Source organism: Desertivirga xinjiangensis (genome assembly GCF_024436435.1).
In the GTDB taxonomy this organism is placed as follows: Bacteria; Bacteroidota; Bacteroidia; order Sphingobacteriales; family Sphingobacteriaceae; genus Desertivirga; species Desertivirga xinjiangensis.
Window position 1 is genome coordinate 50,384 of the sequence record NZ_JAFMZP010000013.1, and the last position, 25,373, is coordinate 75,756.

Below are 25,373 nucleotides of genomic sequence, written 5' to 3' on the forward strand. Positions count from 1 at the left end.
TGTGAACCATTCATCCTGTCTTAAAAGGAAATCAGTTTTATATCTTGCCTCAAACCAAAAACTTCGATAAACCATGAGGTATCTGTTTCTGATCTACTTTCTAATACGATTTGTTTCTGCGCATTCGCAAGATGTTCCCCGGCCCGAATATCCTCGCCCCCAGTTTGAGCGAAGTTCATGGATAAACCTTAACGGTGTCTGGAGCTGTACATTTGATCCCGGAAATTCGGGGAAAGAGCGGGGGCTACTCAATAGTCGTGGGCTCGATTCAAAGATAACGGTACCCTTTTGCCCGGAAAGCAAATTATCCGGCCTGCGACACACCGACTTTATCAAGTACATGTGGTATCAGCGGCAGATCAGTGTCCCCGAATCCTGGGCTGGAAAGCAAATACTACTAAACTTCGGAGGAGTAGACTACAGTTGCGAAATATATATAGACAGTCTGTTTGCCGGATCGCACACAGGTGGCACGGCAGCGTTCAGTGTGGATATCACACGCTTTGTAAAGCCTGGATCCTCAAACAACCTGGTGGTTTATGTGAAGGACGATGTCCTTTCCATGACGCAGCCGCTCGGAAAGCAGTCGTTCAGGTATGCATCCAGCGGCGCAAGATATACACGTACAACAGGAATATGGCAGACGGTATGGATGGAGGCAGTGTCATCCTTCGGTTTAAAAACTTGTAAGATCACCCCGGATCTCGACCAGAAGCAATTTATTATACAACCGGAATTTTATAACCTCGCGAAAGGCAATCTGATTGTCAGATTGAAAGCAGGTAACAAAGTTGTAAGTGAAAAAAAGGTTAAGGCCAGTCATTCTTCCTTTGTGATATTGCCTGTGAAATCTCCAAGGACGTGGTCTCCTGAGGATCCTTTCCTCTACACGTTGGAACTAGAGGTCCGGGGAGAAACAGGACAATTGCTTGACCGGGTTATTTCCTATGCTGGCATGCGCAAAGTTCACATTGAGGGGAACTGGGTGTATCTCAACAACAAACCGTACTATCTGCGTTTTGTGCTTGATCAGGGATTTTACCCCGACGGAATTTGGACGGCACCCACGGATGAAGCTTTAAAAAGAGATATAGAGCTTTCTATGAAGGCTGGTTTTAATGGTGCAAGGTTGCATGAAAAGGTTTTTGAAGAACGCTTCCACTATTGGGCCGATAAACTGGGATACCTTGTCTGGGCCGAGGCGTCTGATTGGGGACCCGACCGTACAAAGACAGAAACCAGGCGAAATTTGACTGATGAGTGGACAGAAACCCTCAATCAACGCATTAATCATCCTGCTATTATTGGCTGGACCCCATTAAATGAACTTTGGAATACAGACAATACAGATTATATCCACTTCAATCAGTCGATCTACAAGCTGACGAGACTTCTTGATACGAGCAGACCGGTTATCACAGCTGCGGGAGGAGATATTTATCTTTCTGATATCTGGACGGTGCATGACTATGCACAGAACGACTCCCTTCTATACGAAAATTTAAAGCTGAAAGATAAAGTCCCGGATTTTAGCCCTTATCATGTCGTAAAGCAGGCTCATTATAATGGACAGCCTTTTATGGTGAGCGAATATGGCGGGATTAAATGGGCGACGGATCCTGCTTATAAGAATTCCTGGGGTTACGGTAATGCTCCGAAAAATATAGAAGAGGTGTTCAAGAGAATGGAAGGACTTACTAACACCATACTAAAGTTTGATCATATCAGCGGTTACTGTTTTACTCAACTGACCAATGTGGAGCAGGAGCAGAATGGTATTTATAATTATGACCGAACGCCAAAGTTTGATATGGAACGTGTAAGGGCGATTTTCAGTAAAGATCCGGTATGGTTGCGAAGTAAAGCTGGGAAGTAGCAAGGTACTGACGAATAGCCTGAAAGAATTTTTAATAAGAGCGTTGCTTTTTTCCCGAGCAACCGGGATATCAGTATTTATGGCGTGCTTACAATCCGCGTCGCAATTTCGCTGCGGCCCTTACGTTCTTCCCTTTTCTCTGTGTAAGGTCATCACCAAGATCCTCGCGGGCGATTTCCGCAAAGCGGAGGATCTTTTTTACGGTGTCAGGGTAGAGTTTCTGAACATCATATGCCTCCCCCGGATCATGAGCCAGATCGTAAAGCGCCTGTGGTACCGTAACTTTTACAGTCGAACCCGAATGCCTGTCTTTGGCCCGTGTACCCAATGCATACGACCTCGAGTCGTGAGGAAATACCAATTTCCAGGTCTTGTAACGTACCGCTTTCAAGTTGTTCGCCTCGTAATAGTAGTAAAATACGTCCCGGGGACCTTTTCTAGTCTTCCCGAGAAGCAAGGCCGAAAAATCTATTCCATCGATTTCTTTCACAGGTAAACCTGCGCCGGTAAATGAACATATGGTAGGCAAGAGATCCATATTCGTGAGTAATTGACTGCAGATTCCGCCTGCTTCAACCTTACCGGGCCAGCGAATGAGACATGGAACTCGTGTGCCGCCTTCCCAAATCGTGCCTTTACCTTCCTTAAAACCACCCGACGAACCAGCATTATTTCCATAGATCAGCCATGGGCCATTATCACTGGTAACGATCAAAATCGTCTTTTCAGAAAGGCGTTCCTTGTCGAGCGTATTGATAATTTCCCCAAGCGACCAGTCAAGCTCCATGATCACATCTCCGAAGGTGCCCAGTTCGCTTTTGCCCTTAAACTTCGCTGAAGCCGCCAGGGGAATATGGGGCATTGGATGTGCCAGGTAAAGAAAGAATGGTTTGTTCTTATTGTTTTCTATAAATGAAACAGCTTTTTTGGTTAAGGTCGTAGTTAACTGTTCCTGATCTGCAAATGTTCGGATAGTTCCTACTTGTTTTTCTCCGTCAATAACGGGCAGCCATGGAAATTTAGCCACTTTCTGGCTGCTGTCTGTTACCGCATTTCCATCAATGTCCACCGGCCACATATCGTTAGAGTAGGGGAGGCCATAAAAAGAATTGAAACCATAATAGGTCGGGAAATATGGAGGTTTTGCTCCGAGATGCCATTTGCCGAGCATGCCGGTTTCATAACCTGCTTCTTTAAGCAAGGATGCAATAGTCTCTTCGGAGGGGTTCAGTGCTCTATCCGACCAAGGCATAAGCGCACCGTGAACGCCGATCCGGTTAGGGTAACATCCGGTGAGCAGGGCCGCTCTCGATGCCGTGCAGATAGCTTGGGCTGCATTAAAATGCGTAAACCTCATTCCCTCTCTCGCCATACGATTAAAATTAGGCGTACTGATTCCCGTCATCCCATATGGCTCTGTGTCGCCGTACCCCATATCATCCATATTTATGATTATGACATTGGGACGAATAGCTGCTTTATTTTGAGAGAAGGCAGCTTCGGCATACAACAGCACTGAGTATAAGAAGAAAATGCGAATACAGCTCATTGAATTAGGATTTGAATAGTGTTCTTGCTATAATTAAATGTACGGATAATCGACCTGGAAAAACCTGTCATTTATATCGTAAGTACCCGAAGAATGCGCTGTTAAAAGCTTATGTAAGACGTTTTACAGTAGGCCCTGCCCTAATATGATGATTTCAGGCCCGTTCATTTTGTACCGTATTTCTGCTTCATTTAGCCCGTATTCTTTTTTGTTATTGGGTATAACTTGCGACATCTAATCAACTAAAACCGTTTTATATGATTTTGAAGTTCCTGGCAGGCTTGCTTCTTGTTAATCTCACTTTAAATTCTTACTCACAGAGTCAGCCTGCGAGGATACAATGGTCTGCGAACGACAGCTGGAGGTTTTTACCACAGGGTGCCGATTTTGTACACCGGCCTAAGATCGATGACGGCAAATGGGAACTGGTAAGATTACCACATACCTGGAATGCATTTGATCCCTTTGATGATGATGAAATTTCGAGAAGAGGTATTAGCTGGTATAGAAAGAAACTGGTATTAGATAACCGGTTTAAGGGTAAAAACCTTTATCTGTATTTTGAAGGTGCATACCAGGTTGCGGATGTATATGTAAACGGAGTTTTTGCAGGCCAGCATAAAGGCGGTTATACTGCTTTTTGTTTTGATATCACTAAACTGATTAAACTAGGAGACAAACCGGTTGAAAATCTCATCGCCGTGCAGTTAAACAATGCCCAGGATAATTTCATTCCGCCATTGTCGATCGGCTATGCTTCGTATGGCGGTATCTATCGGGATGTCTGGCTTCTTGCAACTAATAAGATCCATTTTAAAACGCTTGACCACGCTTCCAAGGGTATCTATATATCAACGCCCGAAGTATCCGAAAAGACAGCACAAGTAAAGATCAGAAGTATTCTAAGCAATGATACCGAAGTTGAGAAGAAAGTTGAACTGATACATCAGATCTACGATGCCAACCAGAAGGAAATAGCGAAGTTGCGTGAGGAGGTTCGCATTCCGGCAGGGGGCGAGATTGAAGTGAGTATGCTAAGCAGCAGGATCAATGAGCCTCTTCTATGGTCTCCGGATCATCCGAACTTGTATAAGGTAAAAAGCAGGATCACTGAAAAAGGACAAGTAACGGATGAACTAATAAATCCACTCGGGTTTCGCTGGTTCAGCTTTGATCCTGACAAAGGATTCAGCCTTAATGGCAAAAGACTCCAGTTGAAGGGTACAAACAGGCACCAAGATTTCAAAGAGCGGGGGGATGCTTTGTCTGATGAAGATCACTATCGTGATCTGAAGCTTATCAAAGATATGGGCTGTAATTTTTTACGGCTGGCCCATTATCCGCAGGATCCTGAAGTGTTGCGCCTGGCAGATGAAATGGGTTTGTTGATATGGGAAGAAATACCACTTGTTAATTACATGAACCCTGTACCTGAGTTTCTTCAAAACTCTGCCAATATGATCCGCGAAATGATCAGACAGAACTATAATCACCCTTCTGTGATCATATGGGGCTCTATGAATGAGGTCTTGCTATGGAGCGACATGGCAGAGAGGATTCAGGTTCAGACCAACGCAGAATATCTAAAAAAAGTGAGGACGTATGCGCTTCATTTGGATAGCATTGTAAGAGCCGAGGATCCTCTCCGCTATAGTACCATGGCCATGCATATGAGTGATGATTATGATCGGTATAAACTTTCCGGTATTCCTGCCATTTCAGCTTATAATATTTACGACGGCTGGTACAGCAATGTAGTGGAAGATTTCGGGAAAGCCATGGATGAAAAACACCGGGTCAACCCCAAACAGGTTCTCTTTATCAGCGAATACGGAGCAGAAGCGGATAACCGGGTGAACTCTGAAAATCCGGTACGTTTTGACTTTACAGGGCAGTATCAAAGGTATTATCATGAATCCTACCTATCTCAAATTAATCAAAGACCATATCTGGCAGGTACAGCTATCTGGAACGAGTTCGATTTCTCGCAGCCTAACGTGGGTGGGGTCAGCAATAATATGAACCAGAAGGGTATGATCACCTGGGACAGGAAGCCCAAGGATTCTTACTATTTGTATAAAGCGAACTGGAATCCTCAGCCGATGGTCTATGTTGCGAGTCGCGACTGGCAGGACAGGGCAGGGCAAGCTGGTTCTAAATCTACTATTGAGGTTTACAGCAATTTGAACGAAGTTACTTTAACTGTAGATGGAGAGTCTTTTGGAACAAAGAGCCCGGACGCTATCAAAAAATGTATATGGAAGGTCGCTTTGAGGGAAGGAGCCAATATTGTCCATGTATCAGGAAAAGTGGGAAACACCGTTGTGAGTGATCAGCTGGTTATAAATTACCATACTTATTCTTTAAATCTTAAAGATCCGCATGCGCCTTTTCGTGGTATTTTCATCAACGCAGGCTCAAACAGTCAATACCTTGACCAGGCCAAAAACATTTGGATTGAAGATCGTCCCTATCAAAAAGGCAGTTTTGGGTATATAGGTGGTGCCCCGGCAACCCTTAATATCAAGACGGTAAAAAAGAACACCGAAGACATGCCGCTTTTTTATTCTTATCATAACGATATTAAGGCTTACCGCCTGGATGTACCAAACGGACAGTACGAAGTAGAGCTTTGTTTCATTGAGAATGATAAGATAGCCGGAGGAGAGAGGATATTTGATGTGGCCATTAACGGCGACAAAGTTCTGCAGAACCTCGACCTTTCTTCTGAATGCGGTTTTGCAGTGGCGCTGAAGAAAAAATATATGATCACCGCGGACAAAGGAGAAGGGATAAATGTGACCTTCGAAGCCAAAAAAGGAAAAGCCATTTTAAGTGGTATAAAGGTAAAAGCAAAGTAATATAGATAGCTGAATATGAGTTTAATAAAAAATCGACTAGTTGCTAAATTCCTTACTGTATCCCTGCTCTTTTCCTCGAATGTGCAGGCTCAGGATAAGGATAGAAATATTGCTCTCAATAAGCCCGTTTCTGCAAACTCTGAGGTTCCGAAGAATCCGGCAAAGAATGTAGTCGACGGAAAGATTTCGAGAAATTCCAGGTGGGTTGCGTCTACTAACCGGGCTCCGCATATCCTGGAGATTAATCTCCAGAAATACCATGTCATAAATGAGATCAGGGTTCACAGCGGTATAATGGACGCCGAAAAGCGACCAGATGAAATGTCTCAGGCAGCTGGCTTCTGGTCGCTGAAAAATTTTAAGTTGCAGTACTGGGATGATGCCAACTGGAGTGATTTTCCAAAAAGTGAGGTGCTCGAAAACCGTCTTACTAGTGCAGCCTTTAAATTCAGTCCCTCTGTAACCACCTTTAAAGTGCGTTTGATCTGTGACGACGGAGAGCCGGTAAACATCATGGAAATTGAAGTCTTTGGAAGAGAGGCGTTAAATATGCCTGCTCCTCCGGTATTAGGCTCAGAAATGCGCAAAGCGCCTGCTTTTACAGGTTCCCGCAAAGCCACCGTAACCGTTAATAACAAGGAGGCAGGCAAAAGCATGAAGTTTGTTGGCTACAATCAAGGATATTATTTTCCCGGCAGCAATGTTTCGGGCTGGCTGGAGTATAGCAATGTAAACAGCGTAAGGGTATGGGCCACTTTGAATTCGTTTGTTCCGGAGAAGTCGGTTCAGGTAGATAAGAATGTGAGAACGGTTGAGGAGTTTGACAAGCGGAAGACGCAGCTAAGGTCTGATCCGGAAAACAACAGGTTCATAAAGTGGACGGAGCTGAATCCCTTATATGACAAGCCTGATTCGTCCTCTACGAACGCTATGATCTATAACTATGCTATTACTGAATTAAAGCGCCTGGGCATACAAACCATCCTTCAATTAGGTTCTACGGATTTTAAAGATACCTGGGAAAATAAATGGAAGCAATGGCAGCGTTATTACGCTATTGCATATCATTCGGCCAAAACCGGAGACGTAGCTATGTTTGCTATGCAGAATGAGCCAAATCACCGGCATTCAGGTCCAATGAAGCTCGATCAATGGATCATGGGTATGCAGGTTACTTCTGACGCCATACATGCAGCAGTAGAGGATGTAAATAAGAAATATGGGAAGAAACTGGAAGCAAGATTTGTAGGTCCCGTGACTGCCGGACAGAACACGGATTGGTGGGCTGCGGTATCTAAAGCCATCCGGACAGACTATCATGGCAAGACCGTCGATAAAGACCTGTTGAATATCTTTTCCACGCACTCCTACAATTCGCCTGCAGCTGGATACCAGTCAAGGATCAATAACATCCGTAAAATAATCACGGACAATCATCCGAAAGGGCAAGCATTGCCGATCGTCTACACCGAAATAGGTCGTTGGATGAATGCTTACCTGATCGACAAAGAGGAGACCATGGATTCACCTTCCTTGTTTACTGAATGGGCAGGTATCTATAGCAACAATATGAAAAACGGCGGATATGGAATGTGGGCATTTAAGTTCGCCAATACCGCCAGCAGTACTTATCCACGGGGGATAAAATCGGGTCATCATTATATTTGGCAAGGTAAACGTATTGTTGAAGATGCTTATCGTAATATAGCTTTAAATAAACCAGTTAGATCGAATCAAATAACAAATAGTGCTGGGTTGGTCACTGATGGGGACAAGTCGGATAAGTCGGTATGGATAGCCGATTCTCTAAGTACAGAAAAGTGGGTTGAAGTTGATCTGCTGAAGGAGCAGCTTATCGGCAGTGCTGTGGTTTATACAGGCTCAGCGTATGGGGTATATACCAGCCCCGATCGAATCAAAAACTTCAAATTGCAATACCTGTCCGCTGGCAGCTGGAAAGATATTCCAGGAGCCTCAGAAAAAGAATGCAGGTATTCCCAGGTATTTACAGTATTTAAGCAACCCGTAAAAGCCAGTAAAGTCCGGTTCATTAGCACAGATAAAGGAAGGTTAAAGGTTCGTGAAATAAAGCTGTTTGCAGCGGGCGATGGCCCTAAAGAAACATCAAACTATAATGTTTCCGGGATTCAGCGTACAGGTGAGGTGGTGCGCTTGTTCGCTAAGGGCTTTAAAAATGAAAGGCCTTTACTGGAGACTAGGGTTTCTGTAAGTGATCATGATCTTGACACTTATACCTCTTATGATGAGAAGTCAGGAAACTACTATATGTGGCTAGTTCAGAGGGGTTTATTTGATTATAACTTAAGTGTTAATCTTGCATCGCTGAACGTTTTCGCGGGAACGCCGGTTACTGCCGAGACTGTTAGTGCCGACTATTATGGTGAGCTAAATAATATCGACAATTTAGGTTCCGACAAGACTTTTAACCTGATACTCCGCCCTCAGAGTGTTGTGTTGCTGACCATTCCATCCGGTAAAGTGAAGAAAGAAGTCATTTCAGCTCTGGCAGAAAAAACGGTGTTCGGAGCTAGGAATTCCGTAGCAAACCGTGCTGGTGATCGCTTGCAAGTACAGCTCGACGCTTCAAAACCAGAGGACAACAAAGTATCTTACATTTACTTTGATATGTCTCCTTCTCAGATCGCCGCTTCGAAAAAGATCGTACTGGGCGTTAACGGCCAGAACGACGGAGGCGAGAGACCCTACCGGCTGCATGTTTACGGGATTCCATCCCAGTTTTTCAACCTTAAAGAACTAAGTGAAACAAGGGCACCACTATTGGATGTTCAGCAAGCTTTGATCAGTGAAGTAGGGCGTAAAGCGTTTGTGGCGGGTGAGCTGGCCTTTGATTCAGTCGCTAAATACCATCATCTGGATGTGACAGATATGCTTAAGAAACATGCGGGCGAGGGTGTAGCCTTTGTATTCATCCGTGAAACACGACAGTTGGGTGATGATGAAGATAAAGGCAGGAAAGTATTCTTAAATTCTTTGAAAAGTGATGCCAAGCCGATGCTGGAAATATGGACCGCCTCCAAATAATATGAAAGATCATTTGACAAATATTTCGGCCGGTTTAGTATTACTGGCGTTTCTCTTACTAAGTACTAACAAGGGACATGCGGCTGAGGTTAATCGCGTCCTGCTTGCAAGTAAAGGGAAAGCAATGGCGGATATTATTGCTGAAGGATCTGTTAAAAATCAGTTATATGCCATTTCTGAGCTCAATAAATACTTGAGTAAAATCAGTAAGGCAAAGTTCGATCTAAAAGACAAGTCAGACCGGCCCTCAATTCGTTTGGTGTCCCGCAACTTTTCAAATCCCGAGGCTTACGATATTGAAATAAAAGGAAAGGATGTGGTATTGGCGGCTGGCTCTGATCGGGCCACCTTATATGCGGTTTATGATTTCCTGGAAAGGCTGGGATGCCATTGGATCGCGCCCAATTTCGAATATTACGAGCATTCGGGCGAGGTAATCCCAGTAAAAAATAACCTTGTTTTTACTCTCAACCATAAGGTGAGCGAAAGTCCCGACATGGAGTACAGGAAGCTGGATGTTGCGGGCAGCAGGACACTTGCGACTGAGAAGCTTAAAAAACTCATCGAATGGATGCCTAAAGGGCGTTATAATACCCTGAGGTTTGCTATGGACAGGGAAAATGGTAAACCGGTAAAATGGGACAAGTATCGCCTGGAATTGACTCCGGAGTTAAAAAAGCGAGGAATCTTAATTGAAGTAGGCGGTCATGGCTATCAGCATTTTTTAAGTGGGAAAATGGAGAGTGGTGAGCTTTTTAAAAACCATCCCGACTGGTTTGGAAAGGACAGTACTTGCAAGCCAAGCCCTTCTGACAGGCTGGTATTTAACACAGAGAACCCTCAGGCTGTCAAATATTTTACTGAAAAGATCATACAGGTTGTTAAGAACAGGCCTGAGATAGATATTTTCGACTTATGGCCGCCTGACGTGGGTCACTGGCAGGATTGCCCGGACCAGGCCAAGTTTGGCACTCCGCAGGAGCGGCAGGTGCGCCTGGCTAACCATGTATATCAGGAAATCAAAAAAGTGCGGCCAGATATCAGGATGGAGATCATCGCTTATTCAAATGCCTTGTTCCCCCCGGAAAAAACCACTCTTCATAAGGATATCCTTCTGGAGATCTGTCCGATCAACCAAAGTTTTGAAAAGCAGATCGATGATCCTTCGGCTTCAACTAATGCTGAATATATCCGGGCGATCAAAGAGTGGAGAGATGCCTTTTCTGGCAACATCACCTTGTATTCTTATTACCGAAAGCAGGCCTGGCGTTCAGCTCCCGTCGTTATTCCCTTTTATATGCAAAAAGACATGCAATATTTTGCCAGTGTTCCCATGCAGGGGATTGCATGTTATGCGGAAACAAACGACTGGTTTACTTATGAACTGAACCATTTTGCGCTTGGACGGCTTGGCTGGAATCCTGACATAAATATTGATTCTTTATCAAGTGAATTTTTCAGCGCGCGTTATGGTAAAGAACAAGCCGTTGCTGCAGACTCATATCAATTGCTTGAAGAAACCGTACGATTGTATGGAAGTATTCCTTTCACAAGCCTCAAAACTAAGGAAGAGATAAAGGAAGCTCAGGAAAAAGTAGGTAGGCAAATAATTGCCATCAAAAGATCACGGGATAATAACCCCGGGAAGGGATTAGATGGAAATTTTTCAAGATTATTGTTGATGTATGACTATCTGGACCGCGATCTGGAAATACAATACGCCAGAGTATCAGGTGCTTCAAGGGAGAAGATTTATAAGCAAATAAAAGAGTTCGTTTCGTTTATGCAAAGTAATCTAGACAAGGGAGTATTTATCCTGACTGGTTCCGATGATTTTGGACGCTTTACAAAAAAATATGGGCTGACCAACCAAAGTTTACTGGATTAATTTAAAAAGATACGACATCTTCGTTTACCCAATGAAATAACCAATGTAATAACCAATCGAAATAAACTAACAAAAATAAACACACAATGAAAAGAGTACTATTCTTAACGTTTGCTATTTTCTTTACGTTTTTTGATTTAGCTGCCAATGAAAAAGCAGCCTGGAAGATCACCCCATTTACGGGGATGGACTATGTTCGCATAGTGGTTGATGAAAGATACAGGGAGACAACAGGAAATAGTTTCAAAGTTACCATAAAGGCTATCGAGGGTGGAAAAGTGTTATGGGAAGGGCCCGTTACTGCAGAACCTGCAATAAATTCAGGTCCAAAACAACTTGCTTTTACAGTCAGGAACCTCAAGCCAACGCTCTGGTCGCCTACTAATCCCTACTTATATGAAATTATTCTGAAGCAGTATAACAAAGGAGGGTTGAAAGGGCAGCTTAGAGAGAGAGCTGGCTTCCGCATGTTCGAGCGCAGGGGAGGAAACCTTTACCTGAACAATAAACCCATTTTCCTGAAAGGAATTGCAATTAACCCTCCGGGAAGAGGAATTCCGGACGAGCTGGAAACAAGCCGGGAGTTTGCGCTTGACTACGTCAGGTATATGAAAAGCATAAATGTCAATATCATCCGGATTCCTGATGAAGAAGCCTGGTTTGACGTATGCGACGAATTAGGAATGATGGTCTTCGGGGGTAATTACAGCGGTAAAGTTGCAGGCGGGGAAAAGGTAAAAAAGGTTGAAGCCGTAGGGGACGAGACAGACGGCGGTTTTCCGAGCGATTATGACAGAGGAGTTTCCTGGTATCAGAACGATAAGCTGGGATTGATAGCTCATCATCCAAGCCTGATGGTTTATGCGATGACCAACGAAACCCCGTTTAAAGGCAGCCGGGCAGTGCAATGGGAGAAATTCCTTTCTTATGCCTTCGACAAATTAAAAAAATGGGATGAGACCCGTGTTTACATTGCAAATGCAGGATACGGCTATGGTAAAGCAGGTGATATATGCGACATTCACAGGTATTGGGGATGGTATTATAATTCACCTTATACCTTCTTAAATATTCGCGACAATTCTGCGATCATTCCCTTTCCTAAAAAAGACCAGCCAATAACATTTACAGAATGCGTAGGCAATTATACCGGACCTGATGGGCGCTACAATTTACACCATGGCACAAAAATCCAAGTTCTCAGTTAGCATGGACCGGACATGAACGGGAGGATCTGCAGTCACGCCTGGCTGACGAACATCAGAGTTCTACCTTAAGACAGGCCACAGAGACTTTTAGGCAGTTCAGGTTTGTGAATCCAGATCTGAGCGGTGTTTTTCCATTTACCATTCTGTTTTACAACTGGAACACAATTAAAAAATTTGATGATATGAATCCCAAACCTGTTACAGAGCAGGTAAAGATCTCTTATCAGCCGGTTCTACTAAGCTGGGAATGCTGGACACCCAATGTTTTTGCAGGCTCTGTGATTAAACCTGTGGCCCATGTGATTAACGACGATGAAGATTTTAAGGATTTGAAGAATGCGGAACTAAACTACGAATTAAGGGATAAAGCCAATTCGGTTGTATTCAGTTCTAACCTGAAATTAGCTGATGTTCCCTATTACGGGATTTCCAGTAAAGAGCTGGAAATTAAAATTCCGGATAATGTAAGCACGGGTAATTATGAGCTCAGAGGGCAGATCGTAAGTGGAGGAAAAGTGGTTTCCAAGAACTTTTACAAAATATTTATAGCCAACAAGATCTATACGCAATCTGCTCCCAGATCAAAAGCACCATTAGTAGTCTATGATATTGCCGGCGGTACTAAAAAGTCCTTGACAGGGCTTAATATCGCCTATAAGGAAATAGGTGCATTGAACCGTATCCCTTCAGAAAGTGTGCTTGTGATTGGAGAAAACTCAGCAGATAAAAACCTGGCCGATAATGCTGCGCAGGTTAAAAAGTTTATTGCTTCAGGCGGACGTGTCCTGGCTTTAAGGCAAGACAGCATTCATCTGGCGAATTTAAACGCGCTGCTTTCAAACCCCCTTGGAAATAACAATGTAGACATCGATGATCCTCAATATCCTGTTGTGACAAAATCGCCCCGTACCGGATACTATGTAAACCCGGAACGTCCCGATCATCCTGTTTTTTCGGGTATACACAGGGAAAACTTCCGGATCTGGTCTGACTATACCGGCTGGAATCCGAAATCTCAGGGACTCCCTAAAATTCAACCGGTTTCAGACGGATTTACATTTGAAAACAGTGAAGACGTGGGCTCAACAGCTATCCTTGCCAATTATAGCTCGGGCTTAAGGGGAGTTGCTTTGGCAGAACAGTTCTCCGGAAAAGGTAGTATTCTGATCAGCGGCTTTGACATCGCTTCGAGGACAAACATTGACCCTGTTGCGGCCAGATTTCTTCTAAACTTACTAAACTACACAGCTTCTCCTGTTGGCCATGAGCAGTATCCTATAATCACAAGCCCGATTGTATGGGGAGAATATGAAACCGAAAAGGGTGTGGTTACTGATATCTACAGTGGCTTCCTGGTTAATTCTACGCCACGTTTACCTGAAAACTTTACGAAAGGTATAGTGGTGATGAAAGAAGGTTATCAGCTGGCAGGAGGTGCCCGTTCAGGTTTCAATACCAGGCCAGGTATACAGTATGTTGCAAACGGCAGACGCCCTTTCGGGCCATTTGTTCAAAGCTTTGGTGGTCAGCCTACTGTGATTGATAAGAAATCAACGGAAGGTATCGGTAAGTTCTGGTGCCGGATCCCTGAAGGACAGGATATGGCCAGTTCCCTGGTTTGGAATCCGGGAACTGAGCCACTCACTATAAAAATAAAGATTAATGACCTTCCAGAGGTTAGCAGAACAATCAACCCTGGAGAAAAGATAAGTGTGGACAGTCCTGTTGACTCTGGAAATGTAAATATGACCTATACCGGAGATCGCCGGCTGGTAATATTGGAAACAGCTTTCAGAAAGAAAATTTAAAAGAGATTAATTGTTGAGCCATGAATATAAAAGAAGTCTGTTGCGGTATCTTCAAGAAAATTTCACTCGCTGTGATTTTCCTTCTTCCGCAATTAGCAATATCACAAACACAGAAGGGTGTGGCAAATGGCAAGATGCAGCGTACTTACTACGTCAAAACTCTGACCCGTATAGCAGACCCTGTGTTGAATGCCCTCAGCACAAACCAGTTGAGAAAATTGATGCCGGTGGAAGCTAAAGTATCGCAGGACAGAGCATACAGCACTTACCTGGAGGCCTTCGGTCGGCTGCTGGCAGGCATGGCGCCCTGGCTGGAACTCGGTCCCGATCAAACAGAAGAGGGCAAGCTCCGGGAGAAGTATATCAATCTGGCCATAAAATGCATTAAGAACGGCACAGATCCCTCTTCGCCCGACTTTCTGAACTTCAATACAGGCAGGCAACCATTGGTCGATGCTGCATTTTTTGCGCAGGCATTGCTACGTTCTCCCAACCAGCTTTGGGGACGTTTAGACGATAATACGAAGAAAAACGTTCTGGCTGCCTTACGGTCTTCCAGGGTAATCAGTCCATCGTATACCAACTGGCTGATGTTTAGTGCAACCGTTGAAGCCGCTTTGCAACGCTTTGATAAATCCGGGGACAATATGCGCCTGGACTACGCAATCAAACAACACCTGTTATGGTACAAGGGCGACGGAGCCTACGGTGACGGGCCGAACTTCCACTGGGATTATTATAATAGCTTCGTGATCCAGCCTATGCTTGTCGACGTTCTTAAAGTAATGAAGGATGCTAAGCTTGATCCTAAGAACAACTACGAACTGATATTAAAACGTGCGCAACGTTATGCCGCGGTGCAAGAAAGACTGATCTCGCCTGAGGGTACGTATCCTCCTCTGGGACGTTCCCTGACCTACAGATTTGGCGCTTTTCAGCTGTTGTCTCAAATGGCATTAATGCATTCACTTCCCCAAGAAGTGAGTCCTCAGCAAGTTCGCTGTGCCCTGTATACTGTCATAAAGAGACAAGTTGAAGCACCAGGCACCTTTGATCAGAAGGGATGGCTCCGGATCGGCTTCTACGGCCATCAACCTAACCTTGGTGAGAACTATATTTCTACCGGCAGTTTGTACTTGTGCTCCCAGGCTTTTCTCGTATTAGGTTTACCAGCTTCAGATCCCTTCTGGAAAGCTGAAGATGAGGATTGGACAGCAAGGAAAGTCTGGAATGGCGGTATAATACAGATTGACCATGCCATCGCAGATTGATTGAAAAAACACATATAAACAGATATGAAACCGGCATGAGCTGCCGCTCAAAAATTGAAATGAATAGCTCATGCAAGGTTCATTACCTTTAAAAAACAAATTATTCAAATGAAAATTAAATATTTAGCAGCAACAATGTTTTTGAGCATCCTTGCATATACGGGCAAAGCTCAAAACAACAAATTCAGACCGAAAGCGGATCTGGTTAACTTGATAGACAAGAACCTGAAAGAGGCGGCAGAACAATATAAGTTTTTAATGAAACACGTCCCGGCAGACAGCTTGCCTGAAACCTTTGAAAAAAGCGGGAAATGGAAAAGTATTCCGGCTAAGAACTGGGTGAGCGGATTCTATCCCGGTACTTTATTTTACCTGTATCAGGCCACCAATGATAAGGCTTTGTATGAGGAGGGGCTGAAAAGACTAACTGTGATGGAGCCAATCAAATATCTTGACTCGCACGATATTGGCTTTATGATGTATTGCAGCTTTGGAAATGCGAATAACATTAAGCCTGAGCCATCTTATAAAGATATTCTGCTTACCAGTGCAACTACCCTGACTAAACGTTTTAATCCAAATGTAGGTTGTACCATGTCATGGTCGTCAAAACCCGGTGAGTTCAGGGTCATCATCGACAATATGATGAACCTGGAATTGTTGATGTGGGCCAGCAAAACAAGCGGAGACCCTTCATTTGCAAAAATGGCAGTGTCTCATGCAAACACTACTTTGAAAAATCATTTCAGACCAGATTATAGCTCTTTTCACCTGGTAAACTATAATTCAGGAAATGGCCAGGTCATCAGGAAACAAACTGTTCAGGGCTTCGCCGATGAATCTGCCTGGGCCAGGGGACAGGGTTGGGGATTGTATGGCTTTACTATGATGTACCGCGAAACAAAAGATCCGCAATATTTAAAGCAGGCAACCGGCATTGCCAATTTTATTTTAAACCATCCTAATCTTCCTACAGACAAAGTACCGTTTTGGGATTTTAACTCTCCCGGCATACCCAATGCTTTGAGGGACGCATCTGCTGGCGCTATTTATGCCTCCGCGCTCATTGAGCTGGCAGGTTATGTGGATGCAAAAGAAGGTAAGAAGTTTATTGCCGCGGCAGAAACCATTTTACGCAGCCTTTCTTCACCTCAGTTTAAGGCAGCCTACGGCGATAATGGCGGTTTTATTTTGAAACACAGTGTAGGACATCTTCCAAAAGGGGTGTTGATCGATGTTCCGCTTACCTACGCAGATTATTATTTCGTAGAAGCGATGCTTCGGTATAAGAACCTTGGCAAATAAAATATTCAGAGCACACGCGGCATGCGCGTGCTCACGTTCACGTACGTCTCTTGTGAATGTACAAATATCCCGAAACAGTTTTTCGGGATATTCACCTGCTGGTGCATGAATGTCACGGTTCTTCACACTTCTTCGACATACTTATCCCGAAGCCCTATTGTAGGTTCTTCGACCCGCGCTTGCCGGCGCACGCGGTGCGGCGTGTGCCTTTAAATCAACCATCATCAATCACTTACCCTTCACTCGCATTAAGCGGCAACGTAAACCAGAACGTACTGCCTTTCCCTGGTTGGCTATTAACACCGATCTTTCCTTCATGCCGTTGGATGATCTCCTTACAGATATACAAGCCGATACCAAAACCCGCAATCGACTTAGTTTCTTGCCCCTCTACCCGGTAAAAACGGTTGAAAAGCTTTTCCTGGTCTTGAGGGCGGATGCCAATACCCTCATCCGTCACGCTTAAATACGCGTAATTGCCTTTAGTGACGCAGGCAATCTTAACAGAGGTATTGGGGGGTGAGTACTTAATGGCATTGCTGATAAAATTGTTGATTACTTGTTCAATCTTATCTTTATCAACATTAACCCAAGTCTCTTCCACTGGCGCAAAAATTACCTGGTGCGAACTTGCTTCCGGCGTAACACCGTCCTCAACCTCTTTCACTAGTACCGCCATATCAAAGCGTTTCCTGTCAATGTGGATTTTGCCCGCCTCCAGGCGAGACACGTTTAAGAAGCCATTAATCAATGTGGTCATTTTCCCTAACTGCTTCTCAGCCCGCTGAAGCATTCCGGCTGTAAGTGTATCACCATTCGCTTCCGCTTTCCTCTGTGAAACCTGAACATAGCTGATCGTTGAAGTAAGCGGTGTTTTAAGTTCGTGGCTTACCATCGAGATAAAGTCATTTTTGCGTTGTTCGTTTTGCTTCTGCTCGGTAATGTCCAGGCAGGCCGTGATATAACCGGCAAACGTTCCGTCCGGATGGAACCTTGGGGGGGAGTTGGCCAAAAGCCAGCGGTAATTTCCCTCTTTCGTGAACACCCGGAACTCGCAGGAGAAAGGCTCACGCTGCTTGAAGGCAGTCAAATAGATCTCTTTATACCGTCTTCCGTCCTCCGGGTGTAAAAAATCTAACCAGCCAAATTTTAACATTTCTTCCACTGGTCTGCCCGTGAGATCTGTCCAGGCTTTACTAAAGTACGTGGCATTGCTGCTTTCATCAGCTACTGAAATCAGGATTCCTGAGCCTTCGGCCATCGCGCGGAAGCGATCTTCACTTTCAGCAACTGCACCTTCCGCCTTTCTAATATCCGTAATGTCACGTGTGGTACCCGCCACAGCGTCTACCTCGCCATTTTCGTTAATTACAGGTATAAGTATGTAGTCGTATATGCGTGTCCCCAAGGTGGCATGCGGAAAAGATACTTCTCCCCGGACAGATTGTTTTGTAGCTATAATGTGATCAATCTCGCGTTCGTGCATTTGAGCATGCCATTCTTCATATCCGTTTTCCCGCAGACCTTTGCCCACTGCCGTATTCCAGGTTTTGCCCCACATTACCAGCAAGGCTTTATTAGCGTAGGTGAACCTGTAGTTTAGATCGAACACGTACACAAGGTCAGGGGTAGCAGACATTATAGTTTCATACAACCGCCTTTGCTGCTCTGAATCATCACGTGTCTCCTTGAGTGCCTCTTCAAAACGCTTGCGCTCCGTAATGTCACTAAACATGCCAACCGCTCCGGTGATATGTCCCTCAGTGTTTGTGATAGGCGCTGCATTCATGGTCAGATAGATACGATCGAGTCCCGGCCGTTCAATGGCAAATTCATAGTTGAACACAGGTTTTCCGGTAGCCATAGCGACCATTGTAGGATGTTCGTTGTCGCCCATGGGGCTGCCATCCAGGTGAATATTGAACCACTCTGCTGAATTGCTCTTTCTTTCAGGAAAGCGCTCGCTTTCAGTGCGGAGTATTTGATGCGCCATCGGGTTTGAGTAGACAATTTGGCCGGATGTATCTGTGATGCCAACCCCTTCGGCCATATGATCCAACACCCGTTTTAATTGCTGTTCGTTCTCTTGCAGTAACTGCCTGGCCCTCGTAGTCTCGGTACAAACCACAAAAATGCCTTCCGGCTTTCCTTTTTGTCCCCTGATTGCGCTATACGAAAAAGTCCAGTACACCTCTTCTAGTTTGTTGTTTCGATAGATGGGAATAAGCTGGTCTTCCAGATGAACAGCTTCGCCGGTTTGCAGGACGCTCTCAATAAGCGGACCGATTGTTGGCCAGGCCTCAGTCCAGCATTCCTCAGCTCTTCGGCCCAGCGAACCTGGGTGCCCGCTGTTCTCGGCAGTGCCCAGGATTTGCCGGTAGGCATCATTATAAAACTGAATATTATCTCCGCCCCACCAGATGAACATTGGAAAACTTGAATCCAGTGCGAGGTTCAGTGTTGTTATTAATGATTCCGGCCATACTGATATAGGACCGATGGGTGTGACAGACCAGTTAAACGAACGGATTCTGTCGGCCATTTCGCCCTTAGCATATATAGGGTGAGTAACTTCCATTGAGTATTGCATACAAGGTATTCTGGCAAAATATAACAAAACAGCAAATGTTTGCTATTGTTGGTGCAAGTTTGTTTTTAATAATATGTAAGCGATGAGCTGGCACAGGGAAGACTTGCATGACTGAGCCGGGTTTATGTAAAGCAAAGATTGAGACATTATTTAGATCTTAGAAAAAAGTGACTTCTTAACCGCCGATCGTTGAGGTAGAGCTCCAGATCGCCACTGTTGTTATTCCTGTGAATTTTGTAACATTAACAAGAAGTTGTGTAACTTTTATGTTGGCTGAAACGGTAATTTTAATACTAAGATAATTAAACGCTTATGGAATTTACAGTAAATGTGGATGGTATTGATTACAACGTAAAAACCTCGCAAGGACAGGAACTACATTACCTGGTTGAACATAGTGGAAGAAAATACGAGCTTGTATTGAGTGATGATGCTGAATGGGTGGGTTTGAATATTCCTTCGGGAACTGAACCAATTCCTGTTGATGCCATCGGCGCAGCAATTAAGTCTAGGTTTTAAACCCAAAGAAATATCTATATCGTTCTTTCCAAGTTAAATCAAATAGACGCAAAAGCACTGCGTAATAAATTCTTCTTCTACTATTATGAAAAACGTTCCCGAACCGGCACCGTTAGTACCGATCACCAGGCCCATCGCTGTCATTTTTCAGGGATGGCACATGATTATATTGCCTGATGGCGTCCGCTTGCGCTGTCGGCATATCGTTTATACTTCCCTGACCACTTAACTGTTAACAAGACTTTCCAATCAAGTAACAGATTGGAAAGTCTCCTTTTAGATTTAGTCTTTCAGTTTGCTAAGTGCTCTAATTTCAAGAAATCCTCGTTCGCTTATAGGCCTGCTTAATTGGGTGAAGGTGTGATAATTCCGGGTACTCCTCAACTAAAACCAGCCTGTGAATGTTGCAATATATGCCCAAAATTATGTAACTCTTACACCTGATATAAGCGGATCTTTACTAAGCCCCGAGATCAAACAATTGACATGTTTATACTCTGGATTAACCAGAAGCCTTGTATAATCGTTTTTCCCCTGGATAGCTTAACGTCTTAAACAGATATGACCGACTCGCCTACAATATGGACCAAGCACTTTGCAGCTGCAGGAGATCAGATGATCTTCATGGGAGCTTTCTTCAGGAATATCTTCAGAAGTGGTTTTGAATGGAATGAACTGATACGGCAGAGCTATATCATTGGATATAAATCGTTCTCCCTTGTGGGAATAACTGGCTTTATCCTTGGATTTGTGTTGACGCTCCAGTCAGAACCCACGCTGAAAGCGTTTGGCGCAGAGAGTTTTGTACCCAGCATGGTTGCTATATCAGTGATCAGGGAGATTGGCCCTGTTATTATAGCCCTTATTTGTGCCGGCAAGATCTCCTCGAGCATCGGTGCGGAACTCGGAAGCATGAAAGTTAGTGAACAGATAGATGCTATGGAGGTTTCAGGTGCTAATCCAGTTCAATATCTGGTGGTAACCCGGATCCTGGCAAGCATCATTATGATACCCCTGCTTACCCTGATGGCTGATGCCCTCGCTATGTTAGGTGGTTTTGCAGCATCAAATATCAGCAATGAAGTAAACATACAACTGTATTTCAGTAAGGCGTTTTCCGCACTGGGCTTTGCCGATCTCATTCCGGCGGTTAGTAAAACCATATTTTTTGGTTTCGCAATAGGATTTGTAGGATGCTATAAAGGATATAACTCAGACCGCGGCACAGAGAGTGTAGGTGTGGCGGCGAACTCAGCCGTGGTATCTGCCTCGCTATGGATCATTGTTTTAGATGCTATAGCAGTCCAGTTAACCTCTGTTTTTGCATATAATTAATAGGAACAACAACATGATACAAAATAGAGAATCTTTGGCAAATAAAGTGTCGGTCGGCTCAAAAGAAGCGGTTGTTTCAATACGGAACCTTAAAAAATCCTTTGGTTCGAAACACGTTCTGTCGGACATCAATATGGACCTTTTTAAAGGTGAGAATTTGGTAGTATTAGGGAAGTCGGGAACAGGGAAATCTGTAGCCATAAAATGCATGGTTGGTTTGCTCACACAGGAGTCCGGAAGTCTTAAAATATTTGGTAAAGAAGTAAAAGATCTTTCGGAAGAAGATTTGAAAAGCCTACGCATCAAGGTGGGCTTCCTGTTTCAAAGCGCTGCACTCTACGATTCCATGAGTGTAGAACAGAACCTGGAATTTCCTCTGACGAGGGTTCTCAAAATGACAGATAAAAACGAGATAAGGCACAGGATCGAAGAGCTGCTTGAGGGAGTGGGACTACTTGATGCTATAGATAAAATGCCTTCAGACCTCTCCGGCGGTATGCGTAAACGTGTGGGCCTGGCAAGAACTCTGATCATGAAACCGGAAATAATGTTGTATGATGAGCCTACCACCGGTCTTGATCCGATCACTTCACGCGAGATCAGCGAGCTCATCCTCGAAATGCAACGAAAATACCATACCTCCTCGGTAATTATCACTCACGATATGGCCTGTGCACGAATAACGGCAGACAGGATGCTGGTGATGAGTAATGGAGAATTTATGGCTGAAGGTAATTACGAACAATTAGAAAACGGCCCCAATGAATTGGTCCGTTCCTTTTTTAAATAGAAGATCATGAAAACGAGCATCTCACAAAAAATAAAAATAGGCTTCTTTACCATAGCAGGTATACTCCTGTTTGTAGCCGGCATCTTCCTTATCGGAAGCAAGAAAAATATGTTTGACGACACCTTCATGATCTATGGAACCTTTAAAAATATAGGAGGTTTGGAAGTTGGCAACAATATCCGCTTCGCAGGTATCACTGTGGGGACTGTAAAAGATATCCGCATAGTATCAGATACGCTGATCAGGGTTGATATGACCATGAAATCGGATGTCCGTCCTTTTTTGAAGAAGGATGCTCTGGCCTCTATTGGTTCTGATGGATTGATGGGAGACAAGCTGGTGACTATTGCATCCGGATCAGCCAACGAAGCAAGACTGCTAAGGTCGGGCTCGCAGATTATGACCGTGAACCCGGTTGATGTGGACAGAGTTGTAGGTAAATTGATCAATGTTGCAGGCAACGCAGAGATCATCACCCGCGAACTTGCAGGTATGGCCATGCAGATAAAGGATGGGAAGGGAAGTATCAGCAGTTTACTTTACACTGATAATTTATCGAAAAGTTTGGAAGGGACCGCCAGAAATGCCGAAAACATCACTGGCTCGCTTGCTGGTATGGCCAGACAAATGCAGTCAGGTAAGGGCTCTATAGGTAACCTGATGTATACGAATGCTCTTTCAGACAGACTTGACAGCACTCTTACCAAGGCTAGTGCTGCCCTTGTGACTATTAACGAAGCCTCTTATGGTTTCAGTGAAAATATGAAAGCACTGCACGGCAATATTTTTTTCCGGGGATACTTCAGAAGGAAGGCTCGGGAAGCTGCCCAGAATGCCGATCTGAATAAGAGCGCGCTTAATAAGGATTACGTATCTGCAGACTTTGAGGCTTCTGATATGAATGAGGCTGAACTAAAAGAAATAATCTCGGAAGCACAAAAAGCGCTGGCTGCTAAGCAGCTTGACAAAAACAAGTAGATATACTCCCCAAAATGTACGAAAAATTATGAGAAGTGATAACGTACTACACCAGAAATCTTATTTGTTACTTCTTATCCCCCTCAAGATTCATTCAGATCCTGGGGATCAGGGTATACTCTTACTTGTTTTCGTTCTATGGGGACTCTCATATTACAAATTTGATTCTAAGCTCTCTGCCTGAACTAGCCACCTATCAGGGGGATATTGGATATTGTTATTAACTTGGTTTACTATTACCTGGTGTATCGAACCTTTATCATATCTGAATTAAAACTTTTTTCGTTTAAAATTGATTTTGATTAGTAATGGCTGTCAATCCCATTTCCAAGTAATACAGTGAAGCTGTATATCAAAAATATGGTCTGCATCCGTTGCAAAATGGTGGTAAAACAGGAGTTAAAAAAACTTGGGCTTCATTTTATCATAGTTAACCTAGGCGAAGTAGAAGTCCTCGAAGATATAAGGCCTGATCAAAAGCAGGACTTTAAGATAGCTCTGGCAAAGTTTGGGCTCGAGTTAATGGATGATAAAAAAAGTATTTTGATTGAAAGGATCAAGAATGTAGTAATCGAGCTTATTCATTATACTGATGAAGAACTGAAAGTGAACTTCTCAGATCATTTGAGTGAAAAGCTGAACTATGATTATACCTATCTGGCTAATCTGTTTTCTGAAGTAGAAGGTACCACTATAGAACATTTTATCATCATACATAAAATTGAAAAGGTTAAAGAACTATTGGTTTACGACGAACTGTCCCTGAAAGAGATTTCTTATAAACTGCATTACAGTAGTGTGGCACACCTGTCTAACCAATTTAAAAAGATTACCGGATTGACGACCTCTCATTTTAAGCGCCTCAAAAATTATCGACGTTCAGGACTCGTCGATCTATCGTAATCGCATCAGATGTATTGATCCTGGCGTTTTATTTCGTTTTTACAGGCTTAAACAAACTGCTGATATTCGATTTAAGTCCGATATACACTGGAAAGACAAGGATTTTACGGTCTTGAAGTGATTTGAAGTTGTGAAGATGGGTACCTTCTGCAAAAACTACAAATTGCCCGATCTGATAGTCAAAGCCCAAACCGCCCTTTGCCGACCACGTGCTGCTTTTTTTGTTGTGTAAAACAGCTTCCTGACTATCCTCTCTCACGGAAATCCTGGGTTCGGCAACTACTCCTCCTCCAAATCCGGCAAACTGGTAGATCCTTAGCTTTCCTACAGATTTCCGGTACCCAAATGCCAGTGTAAATATTTTATAAGACGCTCTGGATTTTTGAGCACTATATAAATAGTTGTTATCAGCGATTTGCTGATCGTAACGGAAAGTCAACAGATCAGCGGAAGGATACAGGAAAAAGCTGCCAGCGCCTAAAGAAATGTCAAGACCGAGATTAGTAGAAAATCCGGGTTTTAACAAGTCGCCTGTTTCGCCGCCTGTAAATCCCAGTCCTATACCGCTAACGCTATAAACACTGCCTCTTTCATTTAATATCCTCTTGTCTGAGGTTACTTGTATCGAAGTGGTGTCTTCAGCCAAGTTATTTGGTCCATTATGAATGTTTGTTTGCTTTTGAGCGTGATGATAAGATGAACAGGCACTCATTAAAATCACTATCATCAGTAGTTGTTGCAATTTCAAAAAAGCTTTCATGAGGCTATTATTGGAAGATTCCCTGTATTGGTAACCTATTATATACTGTTTAAATATACGGGCATATCATACCGAAAGGGTTACATAAATTTATGTTAAAATTACATGATTCACGGCTGTTAATGGGTAAGGGGGATCATTCGTAGCCGCTCTTGATGACAGTTGAAATCATTTTAAAGCGCTCATTTGGCTTAATGTAATTGGGGACATGAGCCGGAACAATAATGGCATGCCCGGTTTCGAGCTGATTGCAAATAGAATCTATAACTATTTCAGCCCTACCTTCTATGATTTGAATAAAAGTGTCGAATGGCGAAGTTTTCTCATTTAACCCTTCTCCGCTATCAAAAGACATGACACTTATATTTCCGGTAGATTTTTTAATGATCGTTTTAACTACAACCGCATTCGATACATATTCAATAATCTCAACTGTTATATGTGGCTTGGATTTTTCAAGTTCTGCCCTGTCATAATTGTCGTTGTTGCCTACGTTTTCCATGTGCTGAGACTCTTAAGTATATACCTATAAAGGTCCGATGATCTGCCGATGTATTATTACAGAATTTTCTGAAGAACTTACATGATTCATATCTCCGCGATTCAGGAGTCGTGACATCTCTGCAATAGAGCTCATAACATCAAGTGGGCATCCGCTACAACGATAAA

At 43.7% G+C, this 25,373-nt stretch carries 17 protein-coding genes; 13 read left to right on the plus strand and 4 right to left on the minus strand.

Features of this window, described 5'->3' with window-relative positions:
* Positions 1 to 73 precede the first annotated feature (73 nt).
* On the plus strand, positions 74 to 1,876 hold the full coding sequence (locus J3P37_RS21580; RefSeq protein WP_256013848.1) for a glycoside hydrolase family 2 protein: 1,803 nt from the start codon (positions 74 to 76) through the stop codon (positions 1,874 to 1,876).
* Between the two features lie 88 nt (positions 1,877 to 1,964).
* Here the strand turns inward: J3P37_RS21580 and J3P37_RS21585 are convergent, their stop codons facing one another.
* Complete coding sequence (locus J3P37_RS21585; protein ID WP_256013851.1) at positions 1,965 to 3,425, minus strand: sulfatase family protein; 1,461 nt, start codon at positions 3,423 to 3,425, stop codon at positions 1,965 to 1,967.
* 257 nt (positions 3,426 to 3,682) lie between these two features.
* Between J3P37_RS21585 and J3P37_RS21590 the strand changes: the two genes are divergently transcribed.
* From J3P37_RS21590 to J3P37_RS21620, 7 genes are all read left to right on the plus strand, one after another.
* Positions 3,683 to 6,286: a glycoside hydrolase family 2 TIM barrel-domain containing protein gene (locus tag J3P37_RS21590; RefSeq protein WP_256013853.1), complete on the plus strand. Its 2,604-nt coding sequence runs from the start codon at positions 3,683 to 3,685 to the stop codon at positions 6,284 to 6,286.
* Between the two features lie 15 nt (positions 6,287 to 6,301).
* Entirely contained in the window at positions 6,302 to 9,349 is a 3,048-nt protein-coding gene (locus J3P37_RS21595) for a discoidin domain-containing protein (protein ID WP_256013856.1), read from the plus strand.
* Position 9,350: 1 nt separating this feature from the next.
* Positions 9,351 to 11,237, plus strand: a complete 1,887-nt coding sequence (locus tag J3P37_RS21600; protein WP_256013858.1) for a DUF4838 domain-containing protein — start codon at positions 9,351 to 9,353, stop codon at positions 11,235 to 11,237.
* Positions 11,238 to 11,323: 86 nt separating this feature from the next.
* Positions 11,324 to 12,445 (plus strand): glycoside hydrolase family 2 TIM barrel-domain containing protein, encoded by a 1,122-nt coding sequence (locus J3P37_RS21605; protein ID WP_256013860.1) that lies wholly within the window; start codon positions 11,324 to 11,326, stop codon positions 12,443 to 12,445.
* A gap of 182 nt (positions 12,446 to 12,627) precedes the next feature.
* A complete protein-coding gene (locus J3P37_RS21610; protein WP_256013863.1) occupies positions 12,628 to 14,253 on the plus strand; it encodes a hypothetical protein in 1,626 nt (541 codons plus the stop codon).
* Between the two features lie 20 nt (positions 14,254 to 14,273).
* On the plus strand, positions 14,274 to 15,524 hold the full coding sequence (locus J3P37_RS21615; protein ID WP_256013866.1) for a DUF2264 domain-containing protein: 1,251 nt from the start codon (positions 14,274 to 14,276) through the stop codon (positions 15,522 to 15,524).
* Positions 15,525 to 15,632: 108 nt separating this feature from the next.
* Positions 15,633 to 16,829, plus strand: a complete 1,197-nt coding sequence (locus tag J3P37_RS21620) for a glycoside hydrolase family 88 protein (protein WP_256013868.1) — start codon at positions 15,633 to 15,635, stop codon at positions 16,827 to 16,829.
* A 232-nt stretch (positions 16,830 to 17,061) separates the two neighbouring features.
* Here the strand turns inward: J3P37_RS21620 and J3P37_RS21625 are convergent, their stop codons facing one another.
* Complete coding sequence (locus J3P37_RS21625; RefSeq protein ID WP_256013871.1) at positions 17,062 to 19,419, minus strand: PAS domain S-box protein; 2,358 nt, start codon at positions 19,417 to 19,419, stop codon at positions 17,062 to 17,064.
* A 312-nt stretch (positions 19,420 to 19,731) separates the two neighbouring features.
* Between J3P37_RS21625 and J3P37_RS21630 the strand changes: the two genes are divergently transcribed.
* The 5 genes from J3P37_RS21630 to J3P37_RS21650 all read left to right on the plus strand — a co-directional run bounded on the left by J3P37_RS21630 (position 19,732) and on the right by J3P37_RS21650 (position 23,944).
* Positions 19,732 to 19,938 (plus strand): hypothetical protein, encoded by a 207-nt coding sequence (locus tag J3P37_RS21630; protein WP_256013873.1) that lies wholly within the window; start codon positions 19,732 to 19,734, stop codon positions 19,936 to 19,938.
* Positions 19,939 to 20,499: 561 nt separating this feature from the next.
* Positions 20,500 to 21,273: an MlaE family ABC transporter permease gene (locus tag J3P37_RS21635; protein WP_256013876.1), complete on the plus strand. Its 774-nt coding sequence runs from the start codon at positions 20,500 to 20,502 to the stop codon at positions 21,271 to 21,273.
* Positions 21,274 to 21,286: 13 nt separating this feature from the next.
* On the plus strand, positions 21,287 to 22,063 hold the full coding sequence (locus J3P37_RS21640; protein WP_256013878.1) for an ABC transporter ATP-binding protein: 777 nt from the start codon (positions 21,287 to 21,289) through the stop codon (positions 22,061 to 22,063).
* Positions 22,064 to 22,069: 6 nt separating this feature from the next.
* Positions 22,070 to 23,041, plus strand: coding sequence for an MlaD family protein (locus J3P37_RS21645; RefSeq protein WP_256013881.1), 972 nt, complete (start codon positions 22,070 to 22,072; stop codon positions 23,039 to 23,041).
* 381 nt (positions 23,042 to 23,422) lie between these two features.
* A complete protein-coding gene (locus J3P37_RS21650) occupies positions 23,423 to 23,944 on the plus strand; it encodes a helix-turn-helix domain-containing protein (RefSeq protein WP_256013883.1) in 522 nt (173 codons plus the stop codon).
* A gap of 28 nt (positions 23,945 to 23,972) precedes the next feature.
* On the opposite strand, the gene J3P37_RS21655 is transcribed toward J3P37_RS21650, so the two are convergent.
* Together J3P37_RS21655 and J3P37_RS21660 are read right to left on the minus strand one after the other, a co-directional pair.
* Positions 23,973 to 24,671 (minus strand): hypothetical protein, encoded by a 699-nt coding sequence (locus tag J3P37_RS21655; RefSeq protein ID WP_256013886.1) that lies wholly within the window; start codon positions 24,669 to 24,671, stop codon positions 23,973 to 23,975.
* Between the two features lie 169 nt (positions 24,672 to 24,840).
* On the minus strand, positions 24,841 to 25,206 hold the full coding sequence (locus tag J3P37_RS21660; RefSeq protein ID WP_256013888.1) for a cupin domain-containing protein: 366 nt from the start codon (positions 25,204 to 25,206) through the stop codon (positions 24,841 to 24,843).
* Positions 25,207 to 25,373 lie beyond the last annotated feature (167 nt).

Coding starts and splice junctions, on each gene's coding strand:
- J3P37_RS21610 (WP_256013863.1), top strand. CDS start 12,628: ATGAATCCCAAACCTGTTACAGAGCAGGTAAAGATCTCTTATCAGCCG.
- J3P37_RS21650 (WP_256013883.1), top strand. CDS start 23,423: ATGGTGGTAAAACAGGAGTTAAAAAAACTTGGGCTTCATTTTATCATA.
- J3P37_RS21595 (WP_256013856.1), top strand. CDS start 6,302: ATGAGTTTAATAAAAAATCGACTAGTTGCTAAATTCCTTACTGTATCC.
- J3P37_RS21615 (WP_256013866.1), top strand. CDS start 14,274: ATGAATATAAAAGAAGTCTGTTGCGGTATCTTCAAGAAAATTTCACTC.
- J3P37_RS21635 (WP_256013876.1), top strand. CDS start 20,500: ATGACCGACTCGCCTACAATATGGACCAAGCACTTTGCAGCTGCAGGA.
- J3P37_RS21625 (WP_256013871.1), bottom strand. CDS start 19,419: ATGCAATACTCAATGGAAGTTACTCACCCTATATATGCTAAGGGCGAA.
- J3P37_RS21630 (WP_256013873.1), top strand. CDS start 19,732: ATGGAATTTACAGTAAATGTGGATGGTATTGATTACAACGTAAAAACC.
- J3P37_RS21590 (WP_256013853.1), top strand. CDS start 3,683: ATGATTTTGAAGTTCCTGGCAGGCTTGCTTCTTGTTAATCTCACTTTA.
- J3P37_RS21655 (WP_256013886.1), bottom strand. CDS start 24,671: ATGATAGTGATTTTAATGAGTGCCTGTTCATCTTATCATCACGCTCAA.
- J3P37_RS21645 (WP_256013881.1), top strand. CDS start 22,070: ATGAAAACGAGCATCTCACAAAAAATAAAAATAGGCTTCTTTACCATA.
- J3P37_RS21580 (WP_256013848.1), top strand. CDS start 74: ATGAGGTATCTGTTTCTGATCTACTTTCTAATACGATTTGTTTCTGCG.
- J3P37_RS21600 (WP_256013858.1), top strand. CDS start 9,351: ATGAAAGATCATTTGACAAATATTTCGGCCGGTTTAGTATTACTGGCG.
- J3P37_RS21640 (WP_256013878.1), top strand. CDS start 21,287: ATGATACAAAATAGAGAATCTTTGGCAAATAAAGTGTCGGTCGGCTCA.
- J3P37_RS21660 (WP_256013888.1), bottom strand. CDS start 25,206: ATGGAAAACGTAGGCAACAACGACAATTATGACAGGGCAGAACTTGAA.
- J3P37_RS21585 (WP_256013851.1), bottom strand. CDS start 3,425: ATGAGCTGTATTCGCATTTTCTTCTTATACTCAGTGCTGTTGTATGCC.
- J3P37_RS21605 (WP_256013860.1), top strand. CDS start 11,324: ATGAAAAGAGTACTATTCTTAACGTTTGCTATTTTCTTTACGTTTTTT.
- J3P37_RS21620 (WP_256013868.1), top strand. CDS start 15,633: ATGAAAATTAAATATTTAGCAGCAACAATGTTTTTGAGCATCCTTGCA.